The organism is Trinickia violacea, assembly GCF_005280735.1.
GTDB lineage: Bacteria > Pseudomonadota > Gammaproteobacteria > Burkholderiales > Burkholderiaceae > Trinickia_A > Trinickia_A violacea.
In genome coordinates this window covers 2,157,042-2,171,490 of record NZ_CP040078.1, presented here as the reverse complement: position 1 = coordinate 2,171,490, position 14,449 = coordinate 2,157,042, and the positions used below count along the sequence as shown (strand labels likewise).

11 protein-coding genes are annotated in these 14,449 nt (G+C 64.1%); 1 reads left to right on the top strand and 10 read right to left on the bottom strand.

The genetic code is table 11. The features are described 5' to 3' along the window. Positions 1-16: 16 nt before the first annotated feature. The 5 genes from FAZ95_RS31840 to FAZ95_RS31820 form a co-directional block, all read right to left on the bottom strand. Positions 17-1,189, bottom strand: coding sequence for an NAD(P)/FAD-dependent oxidoreductase (locus FAZ95_RS31840; protein WP_137336391.1), 1,173 nt, complete (start codon positions 1,187-1,189; stop codon positions 17-19). Positions 1,190-1,210: 21 nt separating this feature from the next. Continuing rightward, the gene (gene amaB / locus FAZ95_RS31835) at positions 1,211-2,710 is read right to left on the bottom strand and encodes an L-piperidine-6-carboxylate dehydrogenase (protein WP_137336390.1); all 1,500 of its coding nucleotides are present in this window, start codon (positions 2,708-2,710) and stop codon (positions 1,211-1,213) included. A 63-nt stretch (positions 2,711-2,773) separates the two neighbouring features. Continuing rightward, the gene (locus tag FAZ95_RS31830) at positions 2,774-3,925 is read right to left on the bottom strand and encodes a branched-chain amino acid ABC transporter substrate-binding protein (RefSeq protein WP_137337703.1); all 1,152 of its coding nucleotides are present in this window, start codon (positions 3,923-3,925) and stop codon (positions 2,774-2,776) included. Positions 3,926-4,081: 156 nt separating this feature from the next. Then, the gene (locus tag FAZ95_RS31825) at positions 4,082-7,045 is read right to left on the bottom strand and encodes an FAD-binding and (Fe-S)-binding domain-containing protein (protein WP_137336389.1); all 2,964 of its coding nucleotides are present in this window, start codon (positions 7,043-7,045) and stop codon (positions 4,082-4,084) included. Between the two features lies 1 nt (position 7,046). After that, positions 7,047-8,075 carry a DUF1338 domain-containing protein gene (locus FAZ95_RS31820; protein ID WP_137336388.1) on the bottom strand — a complete coding sequence of 343 codons (1,029 nt, stop codon included), beginning with the start codon at positions 8,073-8,075 and terminating at the stop codon, positions 7,047-7,049. A 169-nt stretch (positions 8,076-8,244) separates the two neighbouring features. On the opposite strand from FAZ95_RS31820, the gene FAZ95_RS31815 reads away from it, so the two are divergent. Beyond that, a complete protein-coding gene (locus FAZ95_RS31815; protein WP_137336387.1) occupies positions 8,245-9,156 on the top strand; it encodes a LysR substrate-binding domain-containing protein in 912 nt (303 codons plus the stop codon). A gap of 1 nt (position 9,157) precedes the next feature. Here the strand turns inward: FAZ95_RS31815 and FAZ95_RS31810 are convergent, their stop codons facing one another. The 5 genes from FAZ95_RS31810 to FAZ95_RS31790 form a co-directional block, all read right to left on the bottom strand. Continuing rightward, positions 9,158-10,567, bottom strand: coding sequence for a class II 3-deoxy-7-phosphoheptulonate synthase (locus tag FAZ95_RS31810; RefSeq protein WP_137336386.1), 1,410 nt, complete (start codon positions 10,565-10,567; stop codon positions 9,158-9,160). Between the two features lie 79 nt (positions 10,568-10,646). Further along, positions 10,647-11,690 carry an MDR family NADP-dependent oxidoreductase gene (locus FAZ95_RS31805; RefSeq protein WP_137336385.1) on the bottom strand — a complete coding sequence of 348 codons (1,044 nt, stop codon included), beginning with the start codon at positions 11,688-11,690 and terminating at the stop codon, positions 10,647-10,649. Next, positions 11,687-12,529, bottom strand: coding sequence for an SAM-dependent methyltransferase (locus FAZ95_RS31800; protein WP_137336384.1), 843 nt, complete (start codon positions 12,527-12,529; stop codon positions 11,687-11,689). The genes FAZ95_RS31805 and FAZ95_RS31800 overlap by 4 nt, the downstream gene beginning before the upstream one ends. A gap of 26 nt (positions 12,530-12,555) precedes the next feature. Further along, complete coding sequence (gene phzG, locus FAZ95_RS31795; protein WP_137336383.1) at positions 12,556-13,194, bottom strand: phenazine biosynthesis FMN-dependent oxidase PhzG; 639 nt, start codon at positions 13,192-13,194, stop codon at positions 12,556-12,558. Between the two features lie 46 nt (positions 13,195-13,240). Then, on the bottom strand, positions 13,241-14,449 hold the full coding sequence (locus FAZ95_RS31790) for a PhzF family phenazine biosynthesis protein (protein WP_137336382.1): 1,209 nt from the start codon (positions 14,447-14,449) through the stop codon (positions 13,241-13,243).

Below are 14,449 nucleotides of genomic sequence, written 5' to 3'. Positions count from 1 at the left end.
TTTCGTCGACCGGAAATTACACGACGTTCTTTTCAACGATGGGCCGGTTCTCGAGTACCCGCTCCCAGTTCAATGCGGAGAGATCGAGCGAGGTATAGCGTCCGCGCAGAATCAACTCGCTCACGCCCCGCCCCGTTGCCGGACCCTGTTGGAGCCCGTGCCCGCTATAGCCGTTTGCAAACACGCAATTTTCGATGTCCGGGTGGTAGCCGATGATTGCGTTGTGATCGAACACGTTGTACTCGTAGTAGCCCGACCAGCAGTTCTCGACACGCAGCGCTTCGAATTCGGGCACGCGATGCGCGAGCGTCGGCCAGATGACCTCGTCGAAGAGGTCGTGGTCGACGTCGTCGAGCGGCAGGTCGTCCGGGTCGTTATCGGGGCTCGGCGACGTACCCGTGATGTAGGTCTTGCCCTCCGGCCGAAAATAGACGCCCGTGGGGTCGATCAGCAGCGGGCAATCCGTCAGGCGCGCCGGCGACGACACGTTGAAGATGCTGCGGCGCCGCGCATAGACGGGAATCTCGATCCCCATCATCTCCGATATCTTGCGTGTCCAAGCGCCGGCCGCATTCACGAAGGTATCGCAGGCATACCGTTCGCCGTTGCTCGCCATCACGTGCGTGACCTTGCGGCCGTCGCGCGCGAGGCCGGTCAGCTCCGCGGGCACATAGCGCGCGCCGAGCGACTGAGCCTTCTTGCGCAGCGCTTGCACCAGACCATAGCCGTCGAACCAGCCCTCGCCGCTCACGCCGTACGCACCGGATACCAGATCGTCGACGTTCAGCCACGGAAACTTGCGCTTCAGCGCATCCTGGGACATCAGGTCGATGTCGGCGCCCAGGCTCTTCTGCAACGCGTGATTCTCGCGCAGCGTAGCGTCACCTGCCGGCGTCGCGAGAAACAGATAACCGCCCTCGTGCAATTCGATCGACGGTCGATTGCCGTCGACTTCGAGCAGCTCGCCGATGTTGCGGAGAAATTCGATGCCGTAAAGCGACATTTGAATCGACAGCGGCGTGGAAAACTGCTGCCGGATCGAAGCGGCCGATAGCGCCGACGACGATTTCGCATAGCTCGGGTCACGCTCGATGACCGTCACTGAAACGGTCGGGTCCGACGCGCGCAAAAAGTAAGCGATCGAACTGCCGATGACCCCGCCGCCGACGATAACGACTTGAGAACTCACGACTGGCTCCAGATACGTTGATTACTCGACGTTGAAGTCGATCCCTTGCGCGAGCGGCAAGGCCGACGAGTAGTTGACCGTGTTCGTCGCGCGGCGCATGTAGACCTTCCACGCATCCGAACCCGACTCGCGGCCGCCGCCGGTTTCCTTCTCGCCGCCGAACGCCCCGCCGATTTCGGCGCCGCTCGGACCGATATTGACGTTGGCAATGCCGCAATCGCTGCCCGACGCCGACTGGAATCGTTCGCTCTCGCGCATGTCCGTCGTGAAGATGCACGACGAGAGCCCGTGAGCCGCGGCGTTGTTGGCGCCGATGGCGTCGTCGAGTTCGGTGTACCTCAAGACGTAAAGAATCGGCGCAAACGTCTCCTTGAGCACCACCGCCGTTTGCGACGGCATTTCGACGATCGCCGGACGGACGTAGAAGCCCTTCTCGTTGCCGGCCACCGTGTGACGCTCGCCGCCGAACACCGCGCCGCCTTCGCTCTTGGCTTGCGCGAGCGCTGCCTGCATGCGGTTAAACGATGCCTCGTCGATCAGCGGACCCATCAGCGTCCCCTGCTCCAGCGGGTTGCCGATGGTGACTTTGCCATACAGCGCTTTCAGGCGCTCGACGGTCGTATCGTAGACGCTCTCGTGGACAAACAGGCGGCGCAGCGTCGTGCAGCGCTGACCCGCCGTTCCGACGGCGGAAAACAGGATGCCGCGCAGCGCCAGTTCCATGTCCGCCGTATTGGACACGATGCCAGCGTTGTTGCCGCCGAGTTCGAGAAGCGAGCGGCCGAAGCGGCGCGCGACTTCGATGCCCACGGCCCGGCCCATTTCGGTGCTGCCGGTTGCGCTCACGATATTCGAACGCGGATCGGCAACCAGCTTGGCGCCGACGTCACGACCGCCGTTGATGAGGCCCGTGAGCCCTTCCGGCGCATCGCCGAACGCTTTCAGCGCGTCCTTCAGGATCTTGTCCACGGCCAACGCCGTCAGCGGCGTCTTCTCCGAGGGCTTCCACACGACCGCGTTGCCGCAAACGAGCGCGAGCGCTGCGTTCCACGACCACACGGCAGCGGGAAAGTTGAACGCAGAGATCACGGTGCAGACGCCCATCGGATGCCACGATTCCGCCATGCGGTGGCCCGGGCGCTCCGATGCAATCGTCAGACCGTACAACTGACGCGACAGGCCCACCGCGAAGTCGCAGATGTCGATCATTTCCTGCACTTCGCCCAGGCCCTCTTGAAGAATCTTGCCGGTTTCGAGCGTGATGAGGCTGCCGAGCGCGTGCTTCTTCTCGCGCAGCTTGTTGCCCAGCACGCGCACCAGCTCTCCCCGGCGCGGCGCCGGCACGTTGCGCCAAACCTTATAGGCGGCCTGCGCTTTCGCGAGCGCGGCATCGACATCGGCAACCGAATGGCTCGCCACGCGGCCGACGAGCTCGCCGTCGATGGGCGAATGCACGGCGATGTCGCCCGTCTCCGCGAGATGAGAAATGCCGAGTTCAGAGAGAATGTTCGATGCTTTCACGGATGGTCCTCTACGATATTTCCAATTCGAAAGTGGGGCCCTGCGATCGCGACGTTTTGCGGCTTAATCGCCGGTCTTCGTCGTCACAGGCACCCATGCGTCGTTCTTCACTTGATACAGGGTGGAACTCGGATTCTTGAGATCCCCCGTCTGCGTGAACGCAATCTTGCCGGTAATGCCGTCATAAGACGTCGTCTTGAGCGCGGCGTTGATATCGGCCGGCGCCGCGGAGTTCGCGCTCTCGACCGCCTTGATGGCAATCCACGTCGCGTCATAGGCAAAAGGCGCGTACGCGAGAATGTCGGTGCCGAACTTCTGCTTGAACTTGGCTTCGAACTGGTTGCCCTTCGGCAGCGAGGCCAGCGGCTGCCCGTATTCCCACACCGATGCGCCGTTGGCCGCATCGCCCGCGAGCTTGATGAAGTTGGCGTCCATCACGCCGCCCCCGGCGAGGAACTGCGCCTTGATGCCGAGCTGGCGCATCCGCTTGACGAGCATGGCCGCCTGGGCGTCGAGGCCGCCAAAAAACACGAGATCGGGGTTGTTGCTCTTGATCGCCGTGAGTTGCGAGCTGAAGTCCACAGCCTTGTCGTTCGTGAATTGACGATCGACGATCGTGCCGCCGTTTGCTTTGACGGCTTTTTCGAATTCGTCGGCTTCGCCCTGGCCAAACGCCGTGCGGTCGTCGATGATGGCGATGCGCTTCGCCTTCGATACTGTTGCTGCGTAAGCGCCCGCATTGCCGGCGTTCTGCGCATCCGTGGCGATCACGCGATAGACCGTATTGAGCCCCGCCTGCGTAATCGCGGGGTTGGTCGCCGACGGCGTGATCATCGCAATGCCGGCCTTGGCGTAAATCTGCGACGCCGGCAGCGTCGTGCCCGAATTGAAATGCCCAATTACGAACGCGACTTTATCGTCGACGAGGCGCTGCGCCGCCTGAACGCCGACGCGGGGATCGCTCTGGTCGTCCTGCGCTTCCACCACGAATTTCACCGGCTTGCCGCCGACGGTGGGATGCGACGCGTTCGCCTCGTCCACCGCCATCTGCACGCCGTTTTGCAAATCTTTACCGTATGCGGCGCCGCCGCCGGTCAACGGCGCGGCCACCCCAACCTTGACGACGATTTCTTGAGCACCCGCGGCACCCGTGGCCAGCATCAGCGACGCAGCAACGGCAACAGCGCGAGGAAAAGTGCAAAGACGCGAGACCATGTCGAGTTCCTTTGAACGATGAAGGAGAGGTGCATCGATTGTTGATAGCCAAATTGGGTTCATCAAACGATATCTATGCACGACGTGATGCGGTTTATTCATCAAGCTCGACCGCACGGGCGGTTCTGGCTGTGCCTTGTTTGAGCTCGGTTAACCTCACTTGACTATCGGCTGCAAAGCGGGCTGCGAAGCGGGCTGCAAAGCCTGCAGCGCCAGTTGCGCGACGTGAATCGGCTGCCTGCCCGCGCCCTGCTGAATCTGCTCGCGGCAACTGAAGCCGTTGGTAACCACGATCGTATCGGCCGAAGCACGACGCACGAGCGGCAGCAGCGTGTCCTCCGCGATCTTCATCGATAGCGCGTAGTGGTCGGCGTTGAACCCGAACGAGCCCGCCATCCCGCAGCATCCCGTATCGAGAAGCGTCCAGCGCACACCGAGCTTGTCGAGGAGCGCCGTCTCTCCTTTCATGCCGAAGAGCGACTTCTGGTGGCAGTGCCCGTGGACGACGACATCGGCGTCGAGCTGCGGCCACTCGAAATCCGCACGTGCGACAAAGTCGGAGAAGAGAAACGTCTGCTCGGAGAGCCGCTTCGCCAGCGCGTCATCAGGCAATTGCTTGAGCAATTCGTCCTTGAAGACCGACAAACATCCGGGCTCCAATCCAACGATAGGCACGCCCGTTTGAATGTCGCCGGACAGCTCGTGCACGATGCTCTCGAGCAAGGCGCGCGCCTCGTCAAGCAGGCCGTAGTCGTACAACGGTCTGCCGCAGCAAAGGCGCTTGCGCGGCAAGACGACTTCGAAGCCGATCCGCGTCAGCACGTCGAGCGCGGCGGCCGCGATCTCGGGTGTGAAGTGATCGTTGAACGTATCAACCCAAAGAATGACCTTGCGGGCCGGCTTCCTTATCGGCAACGTCAGCGGCAACGCTCCCGTCATCCCGCGCTGCTTCGCCATGGCTCTGAACGTTCGCGGCGCAAACACCGGCAGGTGCCGTTGCGGTGCGACGCCCGCGACCCACTTGCTGATACGCGCCAACGGTCGGGCTGAATTCATAAAATTCATCAACCATGGAAAACGACTCGCGATCGGCGCCCATTGTCCGATTCTCCCCATGAACATCGCCTGCCGCGGCCGGCGATGGTTTTCGTAGTAATGCGACAGGAACTCGGCCTTGTACGACGCCATATCGGTGTGCGTCGGGCATTCCGACTTGCAGCCTTTGCAAGCCAGGCACGCATCGAGGGCATCTTTCACCTCGGTGCTGTTCCAGCCGTCCGTGATGACTTCGCCTTGCAGCATCTCCCAAAAGAGATGCGCGCGGCCACGTGTCGAGAACGTCTCCTCCCGCGTCGCGCGAAAGCTCGGACACATCGTGCCGCCATCGAGCGAGCGGCACTTGCCCATGCCGATACAGCGCTCGACCGCGCGCTGCAACCCGTCGCCTTCCGGGCTCGAAAACGTCAGCTTGGTCGCGAGCTTCACGGATTGGTACGCGGGCCCCATGCGCAAGTTTTCGTCCGCGCGGTACGCATGGACGACCTTGCCGGGATTCAAGCGATTCGCCGGGTCCCAAATGGCTTTGAATTCTTCCATCGCGCGCATGATGTCGGCGCTATACATGATCGGAAGAAATTCGGCTTTCGCCTGACCGTCGCCGTGCTCACCCGATAGCGAGCCGCCGAAATCGACGACCAGTTGCGCCGCCTCGCGCAAAAAGCCGCGCCACTTCAGGACGCCTTCCGCCGTGCGAATGTCGAACGTGATGCGTGCGTGCACGCAACCGTCGCCGAAATGACCGTAAAGGCAGGTCTCGTAGCCGAAGCGGTCGACGAGCGCCTGAAACTGGCGCAGATAGTCGCCGAGCCGCAGCGGGTCCACGGCTGCGTCTTCCCATCCGACGATCGGATCGGGTTTCGAGGGGTCGACGGAAAGCGCAACGGCGGAGGCCCCCGTCTCGCGGATCGACCAGATCCTCTGTTGCGCGAGCTTGTCTTCGACGACGATGCCGGCGATGTCGGCGCCACCCGCGCCGGACTTGAAGTACGCACCGGCCTCATGCGCCTGCTGCAGCGCTTCGGCGACAGAATCGGCGCCGAACTCCAGCACGACCCATGCGTCCCCGTCAGGCAGCAATGCAATCTCGTCTTTCTTCAGCCCGCGCGCCTGCAAACCGCGAATGATGCCGCGGTCGAGCCCCTCGATGGCGATCGGCGAAAAGCGGGTGAAGTGCGGGACGGCGTCGGCGGCCGTGTAAATATCCTTGAAGCCGAGAACGAGCAGCACGCGGCACGACGGGCTATGCACGAGCCGCACCTTGGCGTGCAGCGTGACGGCACAGGTTCCTTCGGTGCCCACGAGCGCGCGGGCCACGTTAAAGCCGTTCTCGGGAAGCAGCTGGTCCAGGTTGAATCCCGAGACCCGTCGCTTGATTTGCGGAAACTCCCGGCGGATTGACTCCGCATAGCGGTCGCGCAAGTCGCGCAGCTTGCGGTAAATCTCCCCTCGCCGGCCGCCCTCAGCGATGATCGCTTCGAGTTCCGGCTCGGGTGTCGGTCCGACCCAGAAGCGCGCGCCATCGTACGTGGCGATCTCGAGCGCCTCGACGTTCTCGACGGTCTTTCCCGCCATCACCGAGTGCGCGCCGCATGAGTTGTTGGCGATCATGCCGCCAAGCGTGCATCGGCTATGCGTCGCCGGGTCCGGCGCAAAGGTCAAGCCGTGGACTTCCGCCGCGTCGCGCAAGGTGTCGCAAATGACGCCCGGCTCCACGATGGCAGTTCGGTTTTCCGCGTCGACGTGAATCACCCGGTTCACGTATTTGCTTGCGTCCGCCACCACCGCCACATTCACGCACTGCCCGTTTTGCGAAGTGCCGCCGCCGCGCGTCAGAAACGGGACGTCTTTACGCCGGCATGCGTCCAGTGCGGCGACGAGGTCGTCCACGTCTGCAGGAACGACCACGCCCAGCGGAATCTGTCGATAGTTCGACGCGTCGGAGGCGTACAGCGCCTTCGATCCGGCGTCCAAGCGAACCTCGCCGCGCACGGCGGCGCGCAGTTCGGCTTCGACGTCCCGCAGCAGACTTTGGCTTGCCTCGAACGGTACGGCGGTTTTCACGTTACTTGGCGGCGTTGGCGGTCATCTTGAAGATTCCCTGGGCATTGCCCGCATCGAAGCGCAAATCGAGCACCCAGCTGCGCGTGGCCTGGTCGAAGGTGCGCTTGCGCGTAATGAACTCGTAGAACGAACCGGGAACCTGACGCGTCACGGTCTTGCCGTCCCGAGACTTGAAGTCGCGCGCAACCGAGTCGGCACGATAAGCGGTCTGAAACACACGCCCCGAGCGCGAACGCTCGACTTCGGGCTTCATCGGCCGCCCCTTCGCCTTTTCCTCGTCCGAGAGCTTGAAGACATCTTCGACGCGGTCGGTCGCGTGATTGAACGCGTTGCCTTCAGTCGAAATCCAGGCCATTTCCGCGGACTCGGCCAGCAGCGCTTCGTAGTCCGCCTCGCTCGGCACGTCGTGCTGGCGCGCAAACGCACCCACGATGACCGGCAGCAATTCGTATGCCGCCTCGATCGGCAGCGAACCTTCGCGCTCCAGTTCCCACAGTTGAGACACGGCCGCCGGCGTCAGGGGGTCTTTTGACGAGCTGACCACGTTCGTTACGGCTTGCTGGAATGCTTTCGAGAATCGCTCGGGGTGAAGCTCGCTGACGAAGAACTGCGCGATTTCGTGGGGCGCGTCTTCATGCGCGTAAGCGCGGCCCGTCATGCCCAGCTTGTCCAGCGGATAGCGGCCGTTCAGCCGGAACCCGAGCGGGCGCAGGATGCGCGTGAACGCCGCTTCGCCGGGCGGCAAGGCGCCATTGCTGGCCCACCGGACCGTGCGCAACGCGCCATGGTCGAAATACACCGACTCGCCTTTGGCGATCGCATCGTTCGTGTAGGTGCGTCCGTTCGGCGAGCGCTCCAGCAGCCCCTCGAACAACGCCATGTTCATGGCTTGCGCGAGTTCGGCACGCGTAACGATGCCGTCCTCCCAGTCTTGAAGCAGGACCGGAAAATTCAGCGTCGAAAACAAAAAGTCGGTTTTCGCGGGGCCAAGCAGTTTCAGCAACAGGCGTTCAACGTTCGAATTGCGCATCGTTTTTCTCACAAGGCTTGATCGTTTCGAAAGCGTCTCGAAGGCGGTCGATCGTTCATTGGCCGGCGCCCGGGTGAGCCGCCAGCCTTTCGTGAGACGCATTATTCAAATGGCATCGAGCCGTGTAAAGCGAGATAAAATTGTTACTTGATGACTTTTTGGAACAGACATGCGCAAGTTCAAGATTCCGAACATGGGCGCGCTGATGGCGTTCGAGGCGGCGGCCCGGCACGAGAGCTTCACGCATGCCGCCAAGGAATTGTTTCTCACGGAGAGCGCCGTTTCCCGGCAGATCGCGACGCTGGAGGCGAACCTCGGCGTGCGGCTGTTCGTGCGCGTCAAGCAGCGCGTCGTGCTCACGCGCGCCGGCCGGCTGTATGGCACGCAAGTGCGCCGCGCACTGGAGAATCTCGACCGCGACACGCTGTCGATCATCGCCCACGGCAGCGGCGGCGGCTATCTGGAGCTTGCGGTGCTTCCAACCTTCGCCTCGCAGTGGCTGATTCCGAGGCTCAAGGACTTCAACGACCACAACCCGGATGTGCGCGTGAACATGGGCGTGCGCACGGATATGTTCTCCTTCGAAGAATCGCACTTCGAAGCGGCGATTCATTACGGCAAGCCGACCTGGCCCGGCACCTCGTCCGACTATCTATTCGGCGAAGAGGTGGTGCCGGTTTGTTCGCCGTCGCTGTTGAGCAAACCTGTCAAGAAGGCTCACGAGTTGCTGAGCTACCCGCTCCTGCACTCCACGACGCGGCCCGACGGCTGGCCTCAATGGTTCGCCAACCTCGGCGTCGAAGATCACGCGACAATGCAGGGCGTGCGCTACGAGCTGCATACGATGCTCATTGCGGCTGCCGCCGCCGGGCTTGGCATCGCGCTGGTGCCGAAGTTCTTCGTCGAGGGGCAATTGAAGCAGCTCGGCATCGTCATCCCGCTCAACGCCGCCACCGCCACCGTGGCGGACTCCGCCTATTACCTCGTTTACCCGACCGAACTGAGCCACGGCAAGCCGCTGGAATGCTTCAGGGCGTGGCTGCTGGAACAGGCCACCGCTTATAACGCCGTGAAAGGCTGAGCTACGCATACGCCGCGTGACGCTTCGTGCCCATCTCGGCAACGGGCGCCATGCCGCGCTTGCGCACGATCAGCATCGCGATTTCCAGCGACTGCTCGTAGTTCAGCCTCGGGTCGACTGTCGACTTATACGCGCGGGCCAAGTCGGCTTCGGTCAGATTGCGCGCGCCACCAAGGCATTCCGTGACATCCTCGCCGGTCAGCTCCAAATGCACGCCGCCCAAGTGCGTGCCGCAGGCGGCATGAATATCGAAGGCAGTCTCGAGCTCGGCGCGGATGTTCTCGAAACGCCGTGTCTTCACGCCGCCCGGGGTCGTTTCGCCGTTGCCGTGCATCGGATCGCAGCACCACAAGACACGCCTGCCCTCGGCTTTGACGGCATGCAGATGCTTCGGCAATTCCGCATCGATCTTTGACGCGCCCATGCGCGTGATGAGCGTCAGGCGACCCGCCTCGTTCGCGGGGTTCAGCACATCGATCGTGCGCAACAACTGGTCGATCGTCACACCGGGCCCGACCTTCAAGCCGATCGGGTTGCGGATGCCGGAGCAGTACTCGACATGCGCGCCGTCGATCTGCGCGGTGCGCATGCCGATCCACGGAAAATGCGTCGACAGATTGAACCAGCCCCAATGCTGCGGCACGCGCCGCGCCATCGCCTCTTCGTAGTTCAGCAGCAAAAGCTCGTGCGACGTGTAGAAATCGACTTTGGCATCGCCGCGGGGCGGCTCGCCCGCGAGCGCCTCCATGAAGCGCAGCGATTCGCCGATCGACCGCGCCATCTTGCGATACTCGTCGTAGAGCGGCGAATGCGCGGCCCAGGCCAGATCCCAATGTTCGGGGTGGTGCAAATCGGCGAAACCGGCATCGCTCAGCGCGCGCACGAAATTCATCGTCAGCGCCGATTTGGAATGCGCCTCGATCAAGCGCTCCGGGTCCGGCTCGCGCGCGTCGATCGTAAACGCGCTGGCGTTGACGATGTCGCCCCGGTAGCAAGGCAGCGTCACGCCATCGCGCGTTTCGGTATCCGCCGAGCGCGGCTTGGCGTACTGGCCGGCAAAGCGGCCGACCCGGACCACCGGCAGCATCAAGCCGTGCACGAGCACCAAGCTCATCTGCATCAGCACCTTGAGCCGATTGGCGATGACCGGCGCCGTGCAATCGGCGAAGCTTTCCGCGCAGTCGCCGCCTTGCAGCAGAAAGCATCGTCCCGCCGCGGCGTCGGCGAGCTTGCGCTTGAGCGTCAGCACTTCCCAGGCGGTAACGAGCGGCGGCAACTCGCGCAGCCGTGCCACGGCACGTTCGAGCGCTGCCCCGTCCCGGTACGCCGGTTGCTGCAATGCCGGCTTCGCTTGCCAGGAAGCGGGCGTCCAATTCTCGGCAATGTGCGCCGAAGAGAGATTGCGTTCCACAGTTCCCCTCCCGTACTGAACCTGCTGTCGATCGAACGGGCGCCGCCTGGCGCACAGGCGACGCCCGCATTTCATGCCGCTACAGCTTGACGAGCACCGTGCCCAGATAGCGCCCGTCGACCGTGTCGCACAACGCGGCCGGCGCGTCATCGAGCCCGTCGATCACCGTATGCGGGAACGCGACCTCGCCGGCGCGCAGCCACTGCGCGAAACGCTCGAACCATTCGTCCTTCGCCTCCGGATTGTCGTCGGCGCTATAGCCGCGCATCGTGATCCGCTTCAGAAGGAATTGAATCGAATCGATTTCGACGGGCGCGGTCCGGCCCGTTCCCGTCGCGGCCAGCTGGCCCGACAGCGCGCCGAGGATCACGAAGCGCGCCCCTTCGCGCGCCACCGTGACCGCCGCCTGCAACTGCTCGCCGCCGACCGAATCGACGAGGACATCGATGCCGCCCTGAGCCGCATCCAGCAGCTGGTCCGCGAACGAGGCGCCGCCGCCGCGTATGACCGCGTCGTCATACCCGAGCTCGGACACCAGCCGCCGCGCCTTGTCGCGCGAGCTCGTGCTGCCGATCACGCGCCGCGCCCCCAGCCGCCTCGCGATCTGCCCCGCCATCGAGCCGATCGCGCCGGCCGCGCTCGACACGAACACCGTGTCGCCCGGACAAATCGACACGCCGCGCGTGAGCGCCGCATAGGCCGTCCAGCCGTGCCCCAGGTAGCCGAGATAGCCGGCGGGCTCCGGCAACGCCTGGCCGACGCGCTGACAGGCTTGCACGGGCACGGCCGCATAGTCGCGCCAGCCGTGGAAGTGCGTGACCCTGTCGCCCGGCGACAGACCGCTCCCGGCCGGCGCGCTCAGCACCTCGCCCAGCGCTTCGCCACGCAGCACATCGCCTGCCGACAAACACGGAAACGGCACGCCGGGCACGTCCTCCGCGCCTTCGCTCACCATTGCGCGTAGTGAAGCCGAAATCAGGAAATAGCGATTGCGCACCAGCACATCCTGCGGGCCGACGTCCGGCGCGTAGGCGGTGACGACTTCGAAATCGCCGGGTGTCGGAAGGCTCTTGAGCCTCGCCTTCAATCGCACCTCACGGCCCATCGGAATCGACAGGTTCATGATTCGATCCTGCCCGGCACGGCGCCGCGCGTCGATGAAGCGAACCAGCCTGCCGGAATGCGCGCGACGCTGCGGCCGTAGGCGATCGACGGGTCGTCCGAGGCATGCACGCTCGCCGTCCAGCCGTATCGGCCGAGCCAGTCGCGAACATCGTCGCGGGACGACAGCCAGCGGGCGCCCTGTGATTCGACGCGAGCACGCGCCTCCTTGCCCTCGTCGCCCATCATGCGCTGGGCGAGATGCTCGAGCAGGAGCGCGCTGCCCGGCGCCGACAGCTCGGCGACCTGACGAATCAGCGCATCGCAGTCCGCGTCGCGCAGGTACATCAGCAACCCTTCGATGAGCCAGATCGTGGGCTGGGCGGGATCGAAGCCGGCGGCGCGCAATGGGCCCGTCCAGTCCAAGGTCAGATCGGCGACGAGCGGTTGCCAATCGCACTGCAACGGCAACCCGGACTGCTTCATCAGCTCGTGCTTGAAGGCAATGATGTCGCCGAGATCGAGCTCGAACCAGCGCGTCCCGAACGGACACACCAGACGCGCGACGCGGCCGTCCACGCCGGCGGCCAGCGTGACCACTTGCCGTATCCCGCGGCTCAGATTCTCGAGAATCGCGTCATCGAAGTAGCGCGTGCGGACGACGAAATATTGCGGAAAGTTCGCGCGCCGCGCGACTTCGCTGACGTGGTCATGCGTCGGTGTGCCGGCCAGGTGCTCGATCAGCGCGGCGGCGAACGGATCGTGAAACAGGGCATCGGGCCGCTGGCTTTCGGCATGGCGCTGCCAGGCAATGAACAGTGCGGTTTGGCCGACGCCAACCGGAATATCGAGAGTAGACACAGGAGGGTTCCTCATCCGCAAAAGAATCAAGGTTGGAGGTGGGTGGCTTTCCAGGCGTTGCCCTGGCGTTCGTACTTGAGGCGCCGATGAAGCCGGTCGGAGCTGGCGGCCCAGAATTCCATCTCGTGAGGCTCCAGCCGATAGGCGACGAAGCGCGGCGGCCGCGGCAACGCGACACCGAGCGCGAGCAGCTCATCGGCTTTTGCGAGCAGCGCCTCCCGGTCGACGAGCACGTCGCTCTGGTGCGAGACGCTCGACATCGCATGCATTGGGACGGATCGTCCGAACCAGAGCGCGTCGTTCTCGCTTGGCTCGAGCGGAATCGCCGGGCCGGAAATCATGATTTGCTGACCCGTTTCGCGCCAATAGAGCACGCCCGAGGCCCAGCCCGTCGCCGAGAGTTCGCGGCCTTTGCGGCTCGTCGAATGCGTGCAGAAGATCAGGCCGCGGTCGTCGATTGAGGAGAACGCGATGATGCGCGTGGACGAGCGTCCGTCGGCCGTCGCGGTTGCCAGCGCGAGCGCCTTGGGTTCGCGAACGCGGGCGGCATCGGCTGCGGCGAGCCAGCGTCGCAGCAGCGTGATCGGCTCGGACGGAGGATCGTCATATTCGGGGAACAGGACGTCGACGCGTCCCGTGAGGCTTTCGAATCGGCTGGTGTTCATGTCAGTGTTTTCGTGAGGAATCGAAACGCGCAAATCGCGCGAACGGTTAGACGCCCAGACGGCCGCGGGCGACCACGACGCCATGGCCGCTGACCTTGACCGACTCGATGCCGCGCTCGGAGCCGTCCACCAGCGCGTACATATGCGAAGGACGTTTGATCTCGACGCCTTGAAGGATGTGCAGCGGTTCGCCCCAGGGAATCAGTCCGTAGCGGGCAAGGTGAATGGCGATGGGGCCCGCGGCGGAGCCCGTCGCCGCATCCTCGGTGACGCTGTAGGCCGGCGAGAACATCCGGCAACGCCAGTGGTCCTCGGCAGGGGCCAGGCACATCGCCGACATGTCCTCGAACTCTGCGAGCGCGCGATGATCGGGACGCACGTCGGAAAGCGCGGAGACGTCGGGACAGGTGACGAACACGTGACGCGGGCCGTTCCGATAAGCCTCCACGGGCAGCGCGGACGAGTCCAGGCCGAGCGCTTCGAGGAGGCGCTCGGCGTACTCGAAGCGCGTCCAGGTCGGGATAGGCTGCTGCATCGTGACGTAGACGACGCCGGGCGCTTCGGCGCGGACATCGAACGGCACGAGACCCATGCCCGTCTCGAACACGAAACGATCCTGATCCTTGACGTGCCGGAGCGCCACGGCCGTGCCGAGCAGCGGATGGCCTGCGAATGGAAGCTCATTGACCGGCGTGAAGATGCGCACGTGCACGTCGCCGCCCTCCTTCGGCGGCATCACGAACACGACTTCCGACAGATTCATTTCGCGGGCGATTCGCTGCATGCGCTCGGCAGGCAGCGGATCGTCGACGAAGAAGACGGCAACGGGGTTGCCTTCGAGCGGCGTGCGGGTGAAGGCGTCGACGACGATGTAGTCGATCGGGTACGAGGCATGGGCCGGTGACGCTGCGTGCGCGTTCGCGTGCGGCGGCGCGGGCTCGAGAGTGCGCATCAGCGCGGCGATCTCGCCGCTCGCGGCGCTGGCCGCCACCGAAAAGCGCAGCCGCTCGGCGACCGGCAGGCCGATCAGCGTCTGCGCATCGTTCGGCGGCATCAGGTGCGCGGCTGGACGCTCGCCGTCCCAGAGCATGATGGCGCCCCAGCGATTCCTGTCCGTATCCGCTATCCAGTGCTTCTCGCGCAGGCCCGGCACGTTCGACCAGCGCGCGAGGGTGCTGTCGTCCACCCGGGCTTTCAGCGATTCGATGGTCTCTTTGGAACCGTCGAGGTCCCACCAAGCGATGTCGACGATCAT

Excerpts from the sequence above, each read along its gene's own strand:
- FAZ95_RS31830 (WP_137337703.1), bottom strand. The coding sequence starts at position 3,925 with ATGGTCTCGCGTCTTTGCACTTTTCCTCGCGCTGTTGCCGTTGCTGCG.
- FAZ95_RS31815 (WP_137336387.1), top strand. The coding sequence starts at position 8,245 with ATGCGCAAGTTCAAGATTCCGAACATGGGCGCGCTGATGGCGTTCGAG.
- FAZ95_RS31805 (WP_137336385.1), bottom strand. The coding sequence starts at position 11,690 with ATGAACCTGTCGATTCCGATGGGCCGTGAGGTGCGATTGAAGGCGAGG.
- FAZ95_RS31790 (WP_137336382.1), bottom strand. The coding sequence starts at position 14,449 with ATGATCGTCGACATCGCTTGGTGGGACCTCGACGGTTCCAAAGAGACC.
- FAZ95_RS31820 (WP_137336388.1), bottom strand. The coding sequence starts at position 8,075 with ATGCGCAATTCGAACGTTGAACGCCTGTTGCTGAAACTGCTTGGCCCC.
- phzG (WP_137336383.1), bottom strand. The coding sequence starts at position 13,194 with ATGAACACCAGCCGATTCGAAAGCCTCACGGGACGCGTCGACGTCCTG.